This window comes from Delftia sp. PX-1, assembly GCF_055797465.1.
In genome coordinates, this window is sequence record NZ_CP184763.1 from 4,467,521 (window position 1) to 4,486,235 (window position 18,715).

The window sequence follows — 18,715 nt, forward strand, 5'->3', positions numbered from 1 at the left end:
TCAGTTTCCTTCGAAGACAGGCTTTTGCTTGGCCACGAAGGCCTCGTAGGCGCGGTGGAAGTCGCGCGTCTGCATGCAGATGGCCTGGGCCTCGGCTTCGGCCTCGATGGCCTCGTCCACGCCCATGTTCCATTCCTGGTGCAGCAGCTTCTTGGTCACGCCATGGGCAAAGGTGGGGCCTGCGGCCAGCTGGGCGGCCAGCGCGTGGGCGGCTTCGCCGATCTGTTCGGCGCCATGCAGGGCATTGAAGAAGCCCCAGGCAGCGCCCTCCTCGGCCGTCATGGCGCGGCCCGTGTACAGCAGCTCGGAGGCGCGGCCCTGGCCGATCATGCGCGGCAGCAGCGTGCAGGCGCCCATGTCGGCACCGGCCAGGCCTACGCGGGTGAAGAGAAACGCCGTGCGCGCCGCGGGCGTGCCCAGGCGCATGTCGGCCGCCAGCGCGACCATGGCGCCCGCGCCCGCGCAGATGCCGTCCACGGCCGCCACGATGGGCTGCGGGCAGGCGCGCATGGCCTTGATCAGGTCGCCCGTCATGCGCGTGAAGTCCAGCAGCTCGGGCATGCTCATCTTGGTGAGCGGGCCGATGATCTCGTGCACATCGCCGCCCGAGCAGAAATTGCCGCCCGCGCCCGTGACCACCACGGCCTTGATGTCGGTGGCATAGACCAGGGCGCGGAACAGGTCTCGCAGCTCGGCATAGGAGCCGAAGGTCAGCGGGTTCTTGCGCTCGGGCCGGTTCAGGGTGATGGTGCCGATCTTGCCGTCGGCCGATACCTGCCACACAAAGGTCCTGGCCTCGTAGCCGGCCAGGGGGCGCTTGTGGTGCTTCATGCTGTGTTCTTCGGGCTGGGTGCTCATGGTGTCTCCATCAAGAATTCAGAAAACGGGGGTGGACCGGGTTCAGCCGGTCATCACCTCGCCGCCATCGACGGCAATGGACTGGCCGTTGACCGAGGCGGACGCCGGCAGGGCCAGCCAGGCCACGGTCTCGGCCACTTCCTCGGGCTGGACCAGGCGGCCCTGCGGGTTGCGTTCGGCCAGCCTGGTGCGGGCCTCATCCGCAGTCATGCCGGTCTTGTCCATGATGTTGGCCACGGCGCCGCGCACGATGTCGGTCTCGGTGTAGCCGGGGCAGACGGCGTTCACCGTCACGCCCTTGCCTGCGGTCTCCAGCGCCAGCGAGCGCGTGAGGCCGATCACGCCATGCTTGGCCGCGCAATAGGCGCTGACATAGGCATAGCCGATCAGCCCTGCCGTGCTGGCCACATTGATGATGCGGCCCCAGCGCGCAGACAGCATGCCCGGCAGCGCGGCCTGCATGCAGTGGAAGGTGCCTGTGAGGTTGACGGCCAGCATCGCCTGCCACAGTGCGGCATCGGTGCGCTCGAACTTCTGGCTGCTGGCCTGGCCTGCGTTGTTGACCAGCACCTGCACGGGGCCGAAGGCCGCCTCGGCCTGCGCGAAGGCCTGGCGCACCGAGTCCTCGTCGGCAATATCCGCCTGCACGGACTGCACCATCTGTGCTGCCGGTGCCGTGCCGCCCAGCTCGCGCACGGCAGCCTCCAGCGCTGCACCATCGCGTCCCAGCAGAGTGACCCGCGCGCCGCGCGCCAGCAGCGCCCGCGCGCAGGCCAGGCCTATGCCGCGCGCCCCGCCCGTCACCAGGGCATGGCGCCCTTCAAGAAGATTCAAAGATATGGTCATTTCAATCACCCGTGGCGATGCGAGCCACCCGCAACCTATGAAACCGGCGCGCCACACAGCGAGGGACGCCGAGGAAGGGCCGCCCCGCACCGACGGTGTCGTCCCCCTCCCGCGAAGCGAGAGAGGGGGAAGGCGCGAAGCGACTCAGGGGGTGTAGTTTCATTTCGCGTCCAACTGCGCCATGGCGGCGGCGCGTTCGAAGTTGGTTTCCAACTGGCGCTTGCCGGGCTGGTACTGCGGCGGCCAGTCCACATCGTGGGCGCCCAGGCGTGCGGCCTCGCGCAGCGTCCAGGCGGCATCGGCCAGGTGCGGACGCGCCAGCGCGCACAGGTCGGCCCGGCCCGAGGCGATGATGGCGTTGGCATGGTCGGCCTCGAAGATGGCGCCCACGGCAATGGTCGGTATGCCGGCCTCGTTGCGCACGCGGTCGGCAAACGGCGTCTGGTACATGCGGCCGTACACCGGCTTCTGGTCGGGGCTGACCTGGCCCGAGGAGCAGTCGATCATGTCGGCGCCCGCCGCCTTGAAGCGGCGTGCGATCTCCACCGCATCGTCGGGCGTGATGCCGCCCTCCACCCAGTCATGGGCCGAGATGCGCACCGACATGGGCCGGTCCTGCGGCCAGGCTGCACGCACCGCCTCGAACACCTCCAGCGGAAAGCGCAGGCGGTTGTCCAGGCTGCCGCCGTATTCGTCGTCGCGCCGGTTGGTCAGCGGCGAGATGAAGCTGGACAGCAGATAGCCGTGCGCGCAGTGCAGCTCCAGCCAGTCAAATCCCGCTGCCGCGGCGCGCCGCGTGGCGGCCACGAAGTCCTCGCGCACGCGGTCCATGTCGGCGCGGGTCATGGCGCGGGGCACTTGCGAGAGCCCCTCCAAGTACGGTAGTGCCGACGCCGACAGCAGCGGCCAGTTGCCCTGCTCCAGCGGATGGTCGATCTGCTGCCAGCCCAGTTGGGTGGAACCCTTGCGGCCCGCATGCCCCAGCTGCATACCAATGTGCGCCCCGCCCTGCGCGTGCACAAAATCAACGATGCGCCCAAAGGCCTGCGCCTGCTCGTCGTTCCACAGCCCGGGGCAGCCGGGCGTGATGCGCGCGTCGGGCGAGGTGCAGGTCATCTCCACCATCACCAGGCCCGCGCCGCCCATGGCGCGCGCGCCCAGGTGCACCAGGTGGAAGTCGCCAGGCACGCCGTCGGTGCAGGAATACATGGCCATGGGCGAGACCACGATGCGGTTCTTCAGCCGCAGGCCGCGCGCCTGGTAGGGCGTGAGCATGGGCATGGGCGGGCGGCGGCCTTCGGGCACGGTCTCGCCCGCATGCTCGGCAATCCAGCGCTCGAAGCCCTGCAGCCAGGCGGCATCGCGCAGGCGCAGGTTCTCGTGCGAGATGCGCTGCGAGCGCGTCAGCAGCGAATAGGCGAACTGCTCCGGCTCCAGGCCCGCATAGCGCTCCACGTTCTCGAACCATTCCGTGGAATTGCGCGCCGCGTTCTGGATCTTGAGCACCTCCACGCTACGCACCTCCTCGTAGTGGCGCAGGCCGGCCTCGATGCCCCCCGCAGACCGCAGGCTGCGCGCCAGCTCGATCGCATCCTCCAGCGCCAGCTTGGTGCCCGAGCCAATCGAGAAATGCGCCGTGTGCGCCGCATCGCCCATCAGCACCACGGGCACGCTGCGCGGGCCGCGCAGCGTGTCCAGCGCATTCCAGTGCACCCAGGTATTGCAGATCACGCGCGGAAAGCGGATCCAGATGGCCGAGCCGCGCAGGTGCGTGGCATTGCTGACCAGGGCATGGCCGTCCAGCCAGGGGGCGAACAGCTTCTCGCAATAGGCAATGCCCTCTTGCTGGCTCATCTGCTCTATGCGGGCGGCCTGCCAGGTCTCCTCGGGCGTCTCCACGATGAAGGTGGACATGCCGTCTTCATAGCGGTAGGCATGGGCCTGGAACCAGCCGTGCTCGGTCTGCACGAAGGCGAAGGTGAAGGCATCGAACACCTTGGTCGTGCCCAGCCACACGAAGCGGCAGCGGCGCTGGTCGATATCGGGCCGAAAGGTATCGGCATAGCGCGTGCGCACCTGGCTGTTGATGCCGTCCGAGGCGATGACCAGGTCGGCGTCGTACTCGCGCGCCATCGCCTGGTCGTCCTGCACGAAGTTCTCGAACACCAGCTTCACGCCCACGTCCTCGCAGCGCGCCTGCAGGATGTTGAGCAGCTTCTTGCGGCCTATGCCGATGAAACCATGGCCGCTGCTGCGCAGGCTCCGTCCCTTGAAGTGGATGTCGATATCGTCCCAGTGGTTGAAGGCGTCACCAATCGTGCGGGCCGACACCGGATCGGCCTCGCGCAGGTTGTCCATGGTGGCGTCCGAGAACACCACGCCCCAGCCAAAGGTGTCGTAGGGCCGGTTGCGCTCCACCACCGTGACCTCGTTGGCGGGGTCCTGCAGCTTCATCAGCAGGCCGAAGTACAGGCCGGCGGGACCTCCACCGATACAGACGATCTTCATACCGCAAACCCTTTTCTCGACGGGCGGCAGGCGCCCCAGGTTCAGCAACAGTGCCCAATCACTTTAGGCCTGAATAGTTTAGGTTTGAAATATATGGACAAACCGCCACCACGGACATGGGGAGAACACGGATATGCCACCGGCTCCCGTTACGATGCCCGCTCACCAGGAGACACCCGCTTGGAGAAATACCGCTTCAATGTCTTTGGCCGCATCATCGCCATCGAACGGGCAGACGCCCACTGGCGCTGCTTCAACGTGGGCGCGGACGGCAAGCGTGCCCCTGCCCTGCTGGCCATCCCCGCCGACGTGACCCACGCCGAACTGGCCCAGTACCTGTACGACATCTATCACGAGAGCGCAGCCGCATCGGACCAGGACATCTTCGAGATCACCTGACACCCGGCCCGCAGCGCCCCCCGCATTCCCAACCCCCTCTATCCGCCAAGGAGCCCCTCTTGTCCCAGCCAACCGAAGTCCGCGAACTGAAGCCGGGCCTCACCCCCTTCCCCGCCGCCGCCGACATCTTTGTGGCCGACCAGCCCTGGCTGGCAGAGCACCTGCTGCCGCTGATCTCCATCGACCTGGGCCTGATGCGGCCCGAACTGGCCGGCACCGTGGTCCACATGCTGTGCCCCGTCGAGCCCTTCGAGGGCTGCATAGGCGATGAGACCGAAGCCCACCACAACGCCTTCACCGCCCCCAACTGGTTTGCGCTGGAACTGACGCCCGACAACCGCTACCGCTTCCTGGGCAACGAAGGCTTCTTCCAGCGCGCGCCGCAGCACGGCGGCCAGTTCACCAAGGACGCCTACGCCTGCGAGCACACCGACGAAATGCTGGCCAGCCACGCCAAGGCCAGTGCCTACTACGCCGAGCACGGCCGCTTGGCCAGCTACTCGCGCTACGGCAAGGGCGAGCCCGTGGAGCAGGACTACCTGGACAGCCTGGGCGGCGGCATCTGGTACGGCAACTGGACCAGCCACCCGCCCATTCCCCCGGCCTTCCAGCTGGACGAAGCGGAAAACGCCGGCATGGGCGATGAACTGGAAGACGACGGCATCCGCATCACCCGCGACGGCAAGCCCTTCTTCCACGTGGCCAACGTGGCCGGCTACAACTGGTGCGCCACGGGCGCGGACAGCATCCTGCTGTTCTACGAGCCGGAAAGCCGCACGGCGCTGTTCACCTTCGACTGGACCTGAGCCGGCCGAGCAGCGCCGCTCAGACGCGGCCCTGCTCGGGCGTGACGATCAGATGCGCCAGCAGCGGCCGGATGCGATCGTCCTGGTAGTAGCCGCCGTATTCCGTGTAGCGCAGAAAGGCGGCATTGCAATGGTGGCAGCGCCAGAGCGTGCAGCGGTTGTACGGGTGCCAGCCCAGGGCGATGGGGGCATCCGGTGACCACTGGTTCGTGCCCTGTGGGTGATATTCATCGAGCAGTTCCCGCGTCTCCGGCGTGCCCAGCGCACCAACCTGCTGCAGATGCGAAGTCTTGTCCGCCCCCGACAAGGACTCCCAGCCCGGCCTCCACAGCACAGCGCAGTCCGCGCATCGCTGCTGCTCGGCCGCCGCTGCGGCGAAGGCTCTCAATTCGGGTTCGGGAAGGGGGGTTGAAGTTGTCATGAAACGGGGCCTCGGTTTCCATGGATTGTCCGGCAGGTTTGGGGGACGGGCTACCAGTGGAAAACATCTTGCTGTTCCACGAACCTGGAAACGCTACGGTACTCTTCACCACCGACTGGACATCACGATCAGCCATGGCCTTGCCCCGGCTAGTCGGCTGGCAGGCATGCCCGTGTCAATCCAGCGGCTCGGGGCAGCCAGCGGCGTTGCTCCCCTCCAGACAATCGAACGCCCTTTCGGCACAGGCCTCCACTCTCGTCCATTCGCCAACTTGCATGTTGAAGCTTTCCGGCATGTCCGTGCCGTACGCCTCAAAGACGGCATTGATGGCATCCACCAACTGCCCCATCAGCGATGCCTCCTGCTCATCGAGAAGAATTTCACCGATCGCCATACGAGCATCACTGCCAAGATCCGTATCGTCAAAAATGAAATGTATGGCCAAATCAAGATGGTCGTATTGAACGTCTGCAGGAAATTCCTGATTCACCCAGGCTTTCATCTGATACTTCAAATCCTTGAGTTTCCTCAAATATCCGAGCAATTCCATTCTCATTTCAGGATATTTCAAGCGAGGCATCTCAATATCTTCCTATCCTGTTACCCGCCGATTGTGAGTAGCCCTGGAGCTTGTTATGCATTTTATAAAATCAATAAGATTTTATCCCCTTTATTAACTAGATTAACAATTAAATTAATGACAGCATTAAGATGAAAGTAACTTATAATACCCCGTCGGCAGCACCTTCACGATCTCTCCTGTAGATTCCAAATAAATCAAGGCTGATTTAATTGCATCATCAGCATATTGGTTTTTGAAATTAAATCCAATCGATTCAAAATAGAAGAATAATCTATTTGCGCTAAAAAAATCTCCATTCGACAGGAAATAATCATTTATATCAATAACCGCACCTTCATGAGAGAACTCATAACCACATCCATGCTTTTTAAATTCCCACTTATTCATCTCCTCATCAAAAACAAATCCGCTGCGAGGAAGAAATTCTATATTTGATAGCTTCACAAGATCACTATGGGTTCTCATGAAAGAAAGATGTAGAATCTCCTGTTTTTCTACATATTTTTTTATGCCAAAAGCAATATTTTTGATAAGGGAATAATCTACCACAATCAATACCTTGTTCTATTTGAACGAGCAACGGCGGCGTCTTAAGCGTGCCCAAAGCAGCCGCATCGCCTTGTGGATGCCCTGCGGGTTGTATTACTGCAGCGCATTGCTCCAGGGATACAGCTTGGCTGGCCCTCGCCGGTCCGTCAGGGCTATTGGTGTGCCCGAGTGGCCGCAATGGCAGTGGTAGTGGTGGATAGCGCTGTTACCGGCCTGCTGAAATGTTATAGATCGACGTGCACACCCACCTTTGCATAGATGCAATATCAAAAGTCTCGCTTAACTGCATGAGTGCATTAGCCAAGAAAAATCTATGCCACTTGGCACTAGTCTTTATCCCACGGAATATTAAATCATGGTAATATTTTATTTACCAAAACACCCATATTTACCCATCGAATTATTTATCACCATTTCTTCACCAGAAGAAATTATTTCTTTATTTTTTATAAAGAAATAAGTAAAAATTCCGTCATCCATTGATTCTTTATATTTCATATTATCTTTTATATTATTTGAATATTTCTTCAAATCCTCAATAATAAATAATTTGGGCGTATATGGCGGAAATATGCAAACAAAATCGTAATCTCTATTTATATAATAACTAAAATCATCTTTTTTAAAGAAATACCAACTCAATATTATTGAAATAATAATAATTGCTGTTAATTTAATTTTCATGGAATTTGCCAATCTTGGCTTGTGGTGAGCGCGCCAGAATCTTTATCTATAAACCATAGACTGCCATCATCAAGACTATCTTGGCATTTATTTTCACAGTCATTTTTTGTTTTTGAAGATAGCGAGCAATTTCTGCCTTTTTGATTGTTGTGCAAATCCATTATTTCCTCCTTTTTTGCTTGACCTGCTTTTGTTCCATACTCCTCGTGAGTATCGCCAACAGATTTCGCCTGGTCTACCCCCATCCTTAAGCTCATAATGCAAGACCAATAACAATGACGGAATGCATCGCCCTTTCCATTGTGCAACTCATTTCTTGGAAATTTTCTCTGAGCTGTAGACAGGGCATCTTTATTATCAGATCTTGTACTAAGAGCATCCCATGGCCCGATATTCCATATATGACTCAGCTCTTCCATCAAACCTAGTGGATCTATGCCTTTGTTTGGATTTTTGACATAAATATTCTTATTGACCCCACCTGCCAACCCAATCGGATCCTGATTCACATAACTCCCCACCACCGGATCGTAATACCGATGCCGGTTGTAATACAGCCCCTCATGGTGCTGCCCCGGCAGCCGGATTGCCTGGTGGATGCCTTGCGGGTTGTACTCCTGCAGCACATTGCCCCAGGGGTCCAGCTTTGCGGCCCAGGCCACTTGGCCGGTCTGGTCCGTCAGGGCCATGGGCGTGCCCAGATGGTCGCAGTTGTAATGATGGATGGCTACGGAGCCCTGTCGCGCTCGCTCCTGCTTTTGCAGTTACTTGCGCATCTCCTGCAGCATTTTTATGGTGTGCTCGTCGTGGATACCCAACATGACCAAGCGATCTGCACGCGTTTTGGCCCCATCTTGTTATAACCCATGGGGCTGAACAATCCACGCATATCGAGACTCACTGTGACTGGTGATCTTTATTTTCAACAATCTCTTTACTTATTAGAAAATCACCGTATGGCCATACGGTTATGGTGGTCGTTCTAATAAAATTGTTATTTCCGTCAGATCTTGAGTGTTTTGATAACTTGAAATAATGAGTTTCTTCCCCCAATGTATTTGAAATACTTATTGATGCAGGGAAAGCAGTTGGTTTAATGTTCGATTCTTTTATCCTAAGTTCGACATTTTGACGAATTAGATAACGATGGCTTTGCCATCCCAGTATATCTTTGACACTCAAATCATAGTCTGGATTTCCCAGTTTATTAAAAATATAAGATAAATTAAATCCCTCTATATCCGATAAATCAATTTTCATTGGTGCCATCAAGAAAGTTAGCAAAGATATTATTTGAAAACCAAGCGTTGCGGCTATTATGTAAATTACTGTCTTCATCATCTTTCTCAATCTTTGCATCTTCTATATATTGGATTGCCTTTAGGCGATGCCCCATTCCATGGCCAACCTGTTGAATGTGATCCGTCTTCTGAGCCTGCGCCAATGGTTGTACTACTCCCTGTCACGACTGCCACATGCCCAGTAGCGTCCCCATATGGATATGCCACCGCAACAATATCACCAGGCTTTGGAGACGTAACAATTTCGAATCCGGGAATCGCTTTTTGTGGATTTGCCCAATCTCCAGCAGTTGCTGGTCCTCTTGGGATAATTCCAAATCTGTAGCGCGAGGGAGATTCGACATCTGCATTTTCTAGCACTTCATGAACAAAGAGATTACATTTATTTCTCTTTGACCCAAAGCCATAATTCGAGGCGTATGAGTATCTTTCTTGATTATTTAATTTCTCCGCTGCTTTCAAAATTCTCTCTGCACACGTTTTTACGGGGGCCAAGCCCAAAGGATCCATGGAAATCATGGGATTTATCGCATATATACTTTTGTTAACCCCTCCGGCCAACCCAATCGGATCCTGATTCACATAACTCCCCACCACCGGATCGTAATACCGATGCCGGTTGTAATACAGCCCCGTTTCCCTGTCATGGTGCTGCCCTGGCAGCCGGATCGCTTGGTGGATGCCTTGCGGGTTGTACTCCTGCAGCACATTGCCCCAAGGGTCCAGCTTGGCCGCCCAGGTGACTAGCCCCCGTTGGTCGGTCAGGGCCATGGGCGTGCCCAGATGGTCGCAGTGGTAGTGGTGGATGGCGATGCGGGCGTGCTGTTCTTTTTCCTGGTCCTGCAGTTTGGCCTGCATGCCGCTGAGCAGGCGGGTGGTGCTTTCGGCCTGTTCGCCCAGCATGGCCTGGGCGCTGGGCGGCAGGCCGTGCTCCAGTGTGTGGCGCAGGTGGTGGGCCGCGTCTTGCTGCATGTCGCGCGGCATGGCGTCGAGCATGGTTTGCATCAGGGCCAGGGCCGGCGCGTGGTTGGGGTCGTCCGGGTCAGGCAGGCCTGCGGCGATGGCTTGCACCAGCAGGTGGGGCTCGTCTTGGGGGTCGCCGCTGGCCGTGGTGCTCAGGCGCACCAGGGGCGTGAAGCTGCCGGGTTCGTAGATGGTGTGTTCTATGTGGCGCGTGTCATCGCCGCCCTGCAGGCGCTCGGTGTGGATGAGGCGGTCGCCGTCCCAGCCGTAGTAGTGGGTGCGGGTGGATTCTGTGGAGTCCGCGCTTTCGACCTGCTGCTTCAGGCGCCTGCCCAGGGCGTCGTAGGTGTAGCGGCTGTGGTGGCGCAACTGCTCGGCGTTGCCCTGGATCTGGCTGCTGCGCACGGCGATGAGCTGGTGTGCTCCGTCGTAGTGCAGTTGCTGCTGGCTGTGGTCTGCATGCATTTGCGCGATGCGGTTGCCGCAGGGGTCGTAGCGCCAGACGCGGTCTTCGCTGAAGCCGATGCGGTTGTCTTCCCAGCGCTGCACGGGGCCTTGCCGCTGGCCTGCAAGGTGGCCCAGGCCCATGAGGTTGAAGTCGGTGTGCCGCCAGTGGGCGTGGACCTGGGCGGCCCAGCTGTCCTGAGGGCTGGCTTGACCCGGTGCGCCCGGTGCGGGCAGGCGGTTGCCGGCAGGGTCGATCTGCCAGCGGGCGGTGGTCTGGGGGTCCTGGCTGTCGGTGGCCGCTCTGAGGCGCCCGGCGCTGTCGTAGCCGTAGCGCAGCAGTTGTGCGGCCTGGCCCGGGGCGCCGGCCTGTTCGATGGCAACGAGCTGGCCCAGGCTGTCGTAGTGGTAGCGGCGGCCAAGGATCTGGCCGATGAGGGGCTGGACGAGGTGTTCCCTGCCTTCCATGCTTTGCAGGCCTGTGGTGCCCAGGGCCGTGAGGCGGCCCATGCTGTCCCATTGGCGTTGCACCTGCAGGGGGTGGTGTGCGTCTGCGTCTGCATCTGCTTCTGCTGCGGGGGTGGGTGGGTGCAGGCTGCGGCGGACTTCGCGGTGCAGGGCGTCGCGTTCGAAGTCGATGAGGCCGGCGCCGTTGAGCTGCAGTCCGTGCACATGGCCTGAGCCGTAGGTGAGCCAGGCGATCTTTCCCAGGCCTTGCAGCTGGCTGTGCTGGCGTGCGCCCAGCGCGTCCAGGCTGTGGGCGATGCGGTGTTCGTATTCGATCTGGTCTGCGCCGCCGCCCCCGTTGCTGTGCTTGCCGGGCCGGTACAGCTGCTGCACTTCTGCCGTGATGCGGCCCAGGGCATCGCGTTCCAGTGCTATGCGGCTTTGCAGTTGGATGGTGTTCTCTGCGGTGTTCTCGACGGTGTGCTGCCAGACGCTGGCGGCCATGAGGCGTCCGGCCGCATCCCATTCGTAGCGGTGGGTCTGGGCCGGCGCATGGGCCGTGGCGGGCAGCTGACGTTCGACCAATCTGCCGCCTTCGTCCCAGCGGTAGTGGCTGCTGCTTTGCCGTGCAGCGTTGCCGTCCGTGGCTTCCATGAGCTGGCCTGCCGCATCCCAGCGGTAGCGCTGCAGCCGCTGGTCAAACCCTTCTTCCTGCACGAGCCGGTCCAGCGCGTCCCAGGCAAAGCGGCTTTGCGCACCGTTTTCGTTGACGAGACGCGTGAGGCGGCCGGCGCTGTCGTATTCGAAGGCCAGGGTGAGGCCGCCATGTGTTCGCTGGACCAGCCTGCCCCAGAGGTCGTAGCGCAGGTGGATGCTGGGGTCGGCGGCCGGTGCAGCAGGGCTTTGTGCCCCCATGAGAGGGGTGAGCGGGGGCTGGGCCGGTTCGATGCGCGTGAGATGGCCTGCGCTGTCGTAGTGGTAGCGCTCGATCTGGCCGTTGGGCAGTTCGCTGGCCACGATGCGGCCCTGGCCGTCGCGCTGGTGGCGTTGGCGCTGGCCCAGGGCGTTGCCCACTTCGATGAGCGCACCCCAGCGGTCGTAGTGGTAGTGCGTGCTGTGGCCCGAGCAGTCGGTGTAGCTGAGCAGTTGGCCCGCGTCGCTCCAGGCCAGCTGTTTGCTGCCGCCCTGGGCGTCTTCGATGCGCCGGGGGCTGTCGCAGGTGAGCGGCGCTTCCTGGGGGTCGGGGTAGTGGTAGCGCTCGGTGCTGCCGTCGGCCTGGGTGATCTGGGTGAGGCGTCCCCAGGCGTCGTATTGGTAGCCGGTGGTGGCGCCTGCCGGGTCGGTGGAGGCGAGCAGGCGGCCCGTGGCTTCGTCGTGTTCCTGCTGGGTGCTGCGCCCATCGGGCAGTTGCACGCCGATGAGCCGGCCCTGGCCGTCGCGCCTGAGGTGGACGCTGCGGCCCAGCGGGTCGGTGCGCGAGGCCAGGCGGCCGAAGCTGTCGTAGGCCTGCAGCCAGCGGCTGCCGTCGGCCTTGTGGTGGGCGATGAGGCGCGACAGGCCCGCTGCGCCTTCGAAGTAGTAGGTCTCGATGCGATCCAGGCTGTCGCTGACGCGGGTGGCCGCGCGCGGCTGGCCGTCCGGGCCCGGCGGTTGGCTGAGGTAGTCGAAGCGGTAGGACAGCCCTTCCTGGTTGCTGTGTTCGATGACGCGGGCGCCGGGCTGGGCGCTCTCGTAGCGGTAGCGGTGCCAGGGTCCGCTGGCATGGCGGTGGGCGCTGATGCGGTGGTGGTCCCATTCGAATTCGCGCACGAGCTGGCCTGCGCGGTCGTGGACGGTGATGAGGTCGCCTGCGCTGCTGTAGCCGTAGCGCACGAGGGCGATGGGGGTGGACAGGGGATGCATCGGGTCCTGCACCAGATCCACGCCTGTGACTCGCCAGCCGTCGTCGGTTCCCCACAGTCCGTTCAGTCCCTGCGCGTCGCTGCCGCCATGGATGCGCTGGTGCAGCAGCCGGTAGCGCCGGCCTGTACCGTCGCTCAGCGAGACCAGGCGGCCTGCGGGCAGCGGTTCCGGACTGCCGTTGACGTCTGGGGCCGTGGTCTTGCCGTCGCTGTAGTGGTAGAGCTGGCGGCGTCCGAAGCGGTCGATCTGGGCCATGAGGCGCCAGGGGCCATCGACCGACTCACCGGGCGGGGGGCCAAAGCCCCAGAGGGTGTCGCCATCGCCGCTGAAGGCCAGGATGGCCTCGGGATTGCACGCCAGCGCCGCCTCCACATGCGACCAGCGCGGGTTCGCAGCCCAGGGCGCTGTGCCGCCGTCCGGCTCCGGGCTGCCGCCGCGCAGCAGCCAGATGTCTTCGCTGGCACTGTGCAGCTGGCCGCCCGGGGCCAGAGGCTGGTCGAAGGTGATGACGCGGCCGCTGGCGTCCAGCAGCAAGGTGGCCTCTTCCTGCAGGCGGATGTTGAGCTCCTGCAGCAGGTGCCAGCCATGGCCCAGCAGGCCGCAGGCCGCGCCGTGCTCGGGGTTGACGTAGCTGCTGTACTGGCGCTGCCAGGCCACGGGCAGCGCAGCCGATGGCAAGGCGAAGTCCAGGTCTTGTGCGCCCAGCAGGACCTTGGCGCCCAGCTGGGGGTTGACGGGGGAGCTGACGGTGATGCCGCCCGGGCAGACGGAGCAGGCCAGGCCCCCCTGGCTGCCGATGAGCACGGTGCGCGAGCCGGTGACGATCTTGCCCTTGACGACGCTGTCGGTGATGCGGGCTGCGGGTTGGCCACTCATGCGAGGCTGCTCCTGGAGAGGTGAGAGAGAACGGGACGGCGGATGCGGAAGATGCGGGGAATGCAGGGGCTGCAGGACATGCGGGCCTCAGCAGTTGAGCCGGTCCATGGGCGAGAGGATCTGGATGTCGCCGGGCGTGATGCGGATGGTGCTTTTGCCGCAGGTCAGCAGGATTTCCTGCTGGGCTTCGAGCCGGATCTTGGCGGCATTGAGCTGGATGCTTTGTCCATCCATGGTGAGCTGCGAGGCCTTGCCACCTCCGCCTGCGCCCCCACCGCCGCCGCCATCGCCCCCACCGGGCGCCGTGATGTTCATGGCCATGCCGCCACCGGCGCCACCTCCCGCGCCGCCGCCACCTCCGCCTCCCACGGTCAGCGAATACTTCGAGCCCACTTCGGTGCTTTGCTTGCTGCCGACCTTGACCTGGCGCTCCTGCCCCACGGTGAGGCTCTGGTTCATGCCCACATGGGTCTGCATGGCCACGCCGATGTTTTCCATGTAGTTGACGCCGATGTTCATCATCTTCATCCCACCCACGTTCTGCATGTAGGCCATGCCTATGGTCTGGGTCTTGAGCAGGCCGACCGTGACGTGCCAGTTCTGGCCTATCTTGTCGGTCTCGGTCTTGCCGATGGTCTTGCTGCGGTTCTTGCCGATGGAGATGTTCTCGTCGATGCCAACGTCTTCATTGCGGTTGTCGCCGATGCTGATCTTCTCGTTATGGTCCACCCGCTCCGTGCGGTTGTTGTGCACGGTGATGGTCTCGTCACGGTCCACGGTCTCGGTGCGGTCGCGGTGGATGACGCTGGTCTCGTCCCGGTCGATGGTCTTGCGCCGGTCGTTGCCCACCCATTTGTCCTCGTCGTTCTCGACCTCGGTGAGCTGGTCCTTTTGCGCATGCAGCCACAGCTGTTCTTGCCCGGCCTTGTCCTCGAAGCGGATGGCGTTGGCGTCGCCCGGGCCGTTCTTCATGCCCGCGCCTGCGGCACCGCCCTTGCTCGATCGGGTCTTGATGCCCGATTGCGTGGCGTTGGCCGGCAGCGCCCAGGGCGGCATGTTGGCCGCGTTGTAGACGCAGCCCGTGACGATGGGATAGTCCGGGTCGCCGTTGAGGAAGTCCACCACCACCTCGTGCCCTATGCGCGGGATGGAGATGGCGCCAAAGCCTGGTCCTGCCCAGTTGGTGGCCACGCGGATCCAGCAGCTGGAGTTCTGGTCCTTGCTGCCCAGCCGGTCCCAGTGGAACTGCACCTTGATGCGGCCGTATTCGTCGGTCCAGATTTCCTCTCCGGCCGGACCCACGACGACGGCAGTCTGCGGGCCCGTGGTGCGCGGCTTGGGCGTGGTGCGCGGCGGCGTGAAGGCCAGGCTGGTGGGCTGGGCCTGCAGTTCGTAGCGCTGGAAGGAGCCGTCTTCGGCGGCGCTGCCCTTGGCGCCCGGGGCCACGGCACTGACGCGGGGATTCTCCTTGAGGTGGTAGCTCAGGCCCGTGATCAGGTACTGCCGGTTCTGGTCGCCGCGCGGGTAGTTGTAGAGGCTGAAGGTGTAGCCCGTGGCCAGCGCCCGGTGGCAGGACTGGCCCCGCACCCGGCTGTGGCCCGTGAGGCCTTGCTTCAGTCGCACGCGGTTGTAGGCATCTCCATCACCGTACTCCGTGTAGCCGCCCGGCCATTCGTAGGTTTCATGGCCGTCGTGCGCATGGCCCGGTGGATCGCGGCGCATGTGGGACAGTTCGGCCCGGGGCTTTTTGAAGTCGTAGTCGTCGATGTAATGGCGGCCCGGCTTGATTTCCTGCTCCAGCTGCCAGGCGTGGATGTTTTCCTGATCGCCTGCGGCGGCTTTTTCCGGGGGATAGAAGGGAATGGATTCACCACCGGGCAATGCGCCATGCGAGGCAATGATGTCGTCGCACAGCACCAGGGTGTGCTGGCCCGATGCGTGCTCGAAGAAATAGTAGATGCCTTCGTGTTCCATCAATCGCGAGACGAAGTCGCAATCGCTTTCGTTGTATTGCACGCAGTAATCCCAACTGCGATAGGCGCGCGTGAGTTTCCTTTGCATTGGATGGCCATAGACGCCCAATACCTGCTCGATGATGTCGGGCACGTTGAGGTTCTGGAAGATGCGAAAGTCGCTCTTGCGCGTGGCCAGCCACAGCCAGGGGCTCAGGCGCGCCTTGTAGGCGTAGTGGCGATGGTCCTGGCCCTGCATGCCGAAGCGGGTGACGATGCCGTCGATGAAGCGCCTGCCGCCGCCCTGGGTTTCTATTTCTATGGTGGCGTTTTTGCCCAATAGGGCCTTGGGATCGATGCTTTCGTTTTCGCTGAGCATTTCCACATCGAGGCTGAAAAGCTGGCTGATGTTTTCCTGGCCGCGCAATTCACGGAAATGCAGTTCATCGCCCAATGGCGTATGGATGGTGACTCGGCGTGTCATTGTATGAACCGCCCTGGGGGCGGCCTCCCGTCTCTTGATGAGCGGGGATCATAGACAAGCCGATGGCTATAGGGCAATCAAATGCAGGGTCAGATACATCCTGTAAATGTAAGCAATTTCCCATCTTGGATACAGGCATGTATTTGAATGGCATGCCACCCATTGATCTTCAATGCCATTCAACCCTCCATCGCGTCTTGAATTTCGCCTTGAACTGCGAATGCATTGCGCGTGCTCACACTCCCAAATACCGTTCCCACAGCGCTCTGTCCCCATCCAGCGCGGCCGAGTCTCCGCTCCACACGACCTTGCCGCGCTCCAGAATGAGGTGGCGGTCGGCCAGGCCCAGCAGGCGCTCCACGTATTTGTCGATGACCAGGATGGTCTGGCCAGCGGCGCGCAGCTGGGCCAGGCAGGACCAGATCTCTTCGCGGATGCGGGGGGCCAGGCCCTCGGTGGCTTCGTCCAGGATGAGCAGGCGCGGGTTGGTGACCAGGGCGCGGCCTATGGCCAGCATTTGCTGTTCACCGCCCGACAGTTGGTTGCCCATGTTGGAGGCACGCTCGCCCAGGCGGGGGAACAGGGCGAACACGCGCTCGGGCGACCAGGGCTCTGCCGCGCCGGGGCTGCCCGAATTGCGATGGGCCACAAAGGCCGTCAGGTGCTCGCGCACCGTGAGGTTGGGAAAGCACTGGCGGCCTTCGGGCACGATGGCCACGCCGGCGCGGGCGATGCGGTCGGTGGCCCAGCCGGCGATGTCCTGCCCGGCAAACACCATGCGGCCAGCGCGCAGCGGCAGTTGGCCCAGCAGCGTGCGAAGCAGCGTGGTCTTGCCCATGCCGTTGCGGCCCAGCAGGGTGACGACCTGGCCTGCCTCGATGCGCAGGTCCACGCCGAACAGCACCTGGCTGGGTCCGTAGCCGCTTTGCACGGCCTGCATTTCGAGCATCACGCGCCCTCCTTCACTTCTTCGTCTCCCAGGTAGGCCTGGCGCACATCGGCGTTGCCACGTATCTCGTCGGGCGTGCCGGTGGCGATGATGCGGCCGTAGACCAGCACGGAGATGCGGTCGGCCAGGCGGAACACGGCCTGCATGTCGTGCTCCACCAGCAGCATGGCGGCGCGGCCGCGCAGGGATTCGATCAGCTCGGTCAGGCGCAGTGTTTCATCAGGCCCCATGCCGGCCATGGGTTCGTCCAGCAGCAGCACGCCGGGCCGCGCGGCCAGGGCCAGCGCGAACTCCAGCTTGCGCTGCTCGCCATGCGGCAGCGTGCCTGCGGGGCGCTGCAGCAGGCTGGCGCCAATGGCGCATTCGCGCGCCAGCTCTCGGGCCTGCTCGTAGAGCGCAGCCTCGGCCGCGCGCGGGCGCCAGAAGCGGAAACTGCTGCCGGCATGCGCCTGCACGGCCAGCACCAGGTTGTCCAGCACGCTGGACTGCTTGAAGATGTTGGTGATCTGGAACGACCGCGACAGCCCCGCCGCCACGCGCTGGTGGGCGTTGAGCGCGCTCACGTCGCGCCCGGCCAGTGCCAGGGTGCCGGCGTCGGCCGCCAGCGTGCCCGACAGCAGATGGATGAGCGTGGACTTGCCCGCGCCATTGGGGCCGATCAGCGCATGGATCTCGCCAGGCGCCAGCGACAGCGAGACATGGTCGGTGGCCAGCAGCGCGCCAAAGCGGCGCACCAGGCCCTTGGCCTCCAGGGCCGGGGTGGGGATGGAGATAGGTGTGGCCGCGCCGCTCATGCCTGCCTCCCGCGTGCGGACCACAGGCCCGTCAGGCCGCGTGGCGCGCCGAACACCACGCACAGCAGCAGCAGGCCCAGCGGCAGGTGCCAGTACTCGGTCCACATGCGAAGCACTTCCTCCAGCGTCAGCATGACGACGGCGCCGGCCACGCCGCCCCAGCGCAGGCCCACGCCCCCCACCAGCACCATGATCAGCAGGTTGGCCGACTGGGTCCAGTGCATGAGGCTGGGCGAGATGAACAGGTTGTGGTTGGCCAGCAGCGCGCCCGCCAGCCCCGCCACCGCGCCGCTGAGAACGAAGGCCACGAGCTTCAGGCGGTAGACCGGGTAGCCCAGCGACTCCATGCGCGACTCGTTCTCGCGCACGCCCTGCAGCGCCTTGCCGAAGCGCGAATCCACCAGCCGGCCGAACAAGGCCATCAGCACCGCGAACAGCGCCAGCACCACGTAGTAGAAAGAAACGTCGTGGCCCAGGTCCAGCCCGGGCAGCACGGAATGGCCGGGCAGGTTCAGCCCGTCCTCGCCGCCGTACTGGCGCAGCGAGATGAAGATATAGAACAGCATCTGCGCAAAGGCCAGCGTGATCATGATGAAGTACACGCCGCGCGTGCGCAGCGACACGGCGCCCGTGGCGGCGGCCAGCAGCCCCGCCAGCAGCGCGGCGGCCGGCCAGGCGACCAGGGCCGAGGTGACGCCATTCATCGCCAGGATGCCCACCGCATAGGCCCCCGCACCGAAGAAGGCCGCATGCCCCAGCGCCACCATGCCGCCATAGCCCAGGATGAGGTTCAGGCTGGTGGCGGCCAGCGCGTAGATCAGCACCCGGCGCACGAAGGAGATGTAGAAATCCAGCCCCAGTGCAGGCGCCACCAGCGGAAAAACCGCCAGCGCCAGCAGGGCCAGCGCGGTCCAGACGAATGTGCCGCGGAATCTGCTGTGTTCCATGC

General features: G+C 62.4%; 16 protein-coding genes and 1 pseudogene. 2 read left to right on the top strand and 15 right to left on the bottom strand.

Annotation, left to right across the window (positions count from 1 at the left end):
• The 3 genes from ACN20X_RS20485 to ACN20X_RS20495 form a co-directional block, all read right to left on the bottom strand.
• Entirely contained in the window at window positions 1–858 is an 858-nt protein-coding gene (locus tag ACN20X_RS20485) for an enoyl-CoA hydratase family protein (protein WP_012206272.1), read from the bottom strand.
• Between the two features lie 42 nt (window positions 859–900).
• The gene (locus ACN20X_RS20490) at window positions 901–1,704 is read right to left on the bottom strand and encodes an SDR family NAD(P)-dependent oxidoreductase (RefSeq protein ID WP_016454670.1); all 804 of its coding nucleotides are present in this window, start codon (window positions 1,702–1,704) and stop codon (window positions 901–903) included.
• A gap of 159 nt (window positions 1,705–1,863) precedes the next feature.
• Complete coding sequence (locus ACN20X_RS20495; protein ID WP_016454669.1) at window positions 1,864–4,212, bottom strand: bifunctional salicylyl-CoA 5-hydroxylase/oxidoreductase; 2,349 nt, start codon at window positions 4,210–4,212, stop codon at window positions 1,864–1,866.
• 180 nt (window positions 4,213–4,392) lie between these two features.
• On the opposite strand from ACN20X_RS20495, the gene ACN20X_RS20500 reads away from it, so the two are divergent.
• On the top strand, window positions 4,393–4,611 hold the full coding sequence (locus ACN20X_RS20500; RefSeq protein WP_016450629.1) for a DUF7661 family protein: 219 nt from the start codon (window positions 4,393–4,395) through the stop codon (window positions 4,609–4,611).
• A 59-nt stretch (window positions 4,612–4,670) separates the two neighbouring features.
• The gene (locus tag ACN20X_RS20505; RefSeq protein WP_016454668.1) at window positions 4,671–5,417 is read left to right on the top strand and encodes a hypothetical protein; all 747 of its coding nucleotides are present in this window, start codon (window positions 4,671–4,673) and stop codon (window positions 5,415–5,417) included.
• A 19-nt stretch (window positions 5,418–5,436) separates the two neighbouring features.
• Here the strand turns inward: ACN20X_RS20505 and ACN20X_RS20510 are convergent, their stop codons facing one another.
• The 12 genes and pseudogenes from ACN20X_RS20510 to ACN20X_RS20565 form a co-directional block, all read right to left on the bottom strand.
• Window positions 5,437–5,838: a hypothetical protein gene (locus ACN20X_RS20510; RefSeq protein WP_012206277.1), complete on the bottom strand. Its 402-nt coding sequence runs from the start codon at window positions 5,836–5,838 to the stop codon at window positions 5,437–5,439.
• Between the two features lie 175 nt (window positions 5,839–6,013).
• Entirely contained in the window at window positions 6,014–6,418 is a 405-nt protein-coding gene (locus ACN20X_RS20515; protein WP_212645269.1) for an SCO4402 family protein, read from the bottom strand.
• A gap of 126 nt (window positions 6,419–6,544) precedes the next feature.
• Window positions 6,545–6,970, bottom strand: a complete 426-nt coding sequence (locus ACN20X_RS20520; RefSeq protein ID WP_156135986.1) for a DUF6896 domain-containing protein — start codon at window positions 6,968–6,970, stop codon at window positions 6,545–6,547.
• A 366-nt stretch (window positions 6,971–7,336) separates the two neighbouring features.
• Window positions 7,337–7,654, bottom strand: coding sequence for a hypothetical protein (locus ACN20X_RS20525; protein ID WP_139223910.1), 318 nt, complete (start codon window positions 7,652–7,654; stop codon window positions 7,337–7,339).
• Window positions 7,651–8,073, bottom strand: a complete 423-nt coding sequence (locus tag ACN20X_RS20530; protein ID WP_437438709.1) for a DUF6973 domain-containing protein — start codon at window positions 8,071–8,073, stop codon at window positions 7,651–7,653. The genes ACN20X_RS20525 and ACN20X_RS20530 overlap by 4 nt, the downstream gene beginning before the upstream one ends.
• Window positions 8,074–8,475: pseudogene (locus ACN20X_RS20535) on the bottom strand (RHS domain-containing protein); the annotation flags it as partial.
• 76 nt (window positions 8,476–8,551) lie between these two features.
• Window positions 8,552–8,995 (bottom strand): hypothetical protein, encoded by a 444-nt coding sequence (locus ACN20X_RS20540; protein WP_139223911.1) that lies wholly within the window; start codon window positions 8,993–8,995, stop codon window positions 8,552–8,554.
• A gap of 5 nt (window positions 8,996–9,000) precedes the next feature.
• The gene (locus ACN20X_RS20545) at window positions 9,001–13,587 is read right to left on the bottom strand and encodes an RHS repeat-associated core domain-containing protein (RefSeq protein WP_473209823.1); all 4,587 of its coding nucleotides are present in this window, start codon (window positions 13,585–13,587) and stop codon (window positions 9,001–9,003) included.
• A gap of 87 nt (window positions 13,588–13,674) precedes the next feature.
• Window positions 13,675–16,023 carry a type VI secretion system Vgr family protein gene (locus tag ACN20X_RS20550; protein ID WP_473209824.1) on the bottom strand — a complete coding sequence of 783 codons (2,349 nt, stop codon included), beginning with the start codon at window positions 16,021–16,023 and terminating at the stop codon, window positions 13,675–13,677.
• A gap of 235 nt (window positions 16,024–16,258) precedes the next feature.
• Complete coding sequence (locus ACN20X_RS20555; RefSeq protein ID WP_151019496.1) at window positions 16,259–16,972, bottom strand: ABC transporter ATP-binding protein; 714 nt, start codon at window positions 16,970–16,972, stop codon at window positions 16,259–16,261.
• The gene (locus ACN20X_RS20560; RefSeq protein WP_212646753.1) at window positions 16,972–17,766 is read right to left on the bottom strand and encodes an ABC transporter ATP-binding protein; all 795 of its coding nucleotides are present in this window, start codon (window positions 17,764–17,766) and stop codon (window positions 16,972–16,974) included. Before ACN20X_RS20560 ends, ACN20X_RS20555 begins: the two co-directional genes overlap by 1 nt.
• The gene (locus ACN20X_RS20565) at window positions 17,763–18,713 is read right to left on the bottom strand and encodes a branched-chain amino acid ABC transporter permease (RefSeq protein ID WP_126312090.1); all 951 of its coding nucleotides are present in this window, start codon (window positions 18,711–18,713) and stop codon (window positions 17,763–17,765) included. The genes ACN20X_RS20560 and ACN20X_RS20565 overlap by 4 nt, the downstream gene beginning before the upstream one ends.
• Between the last annotated feature and the right edge of the window lie 2 nt (window positions 18,714–18,715).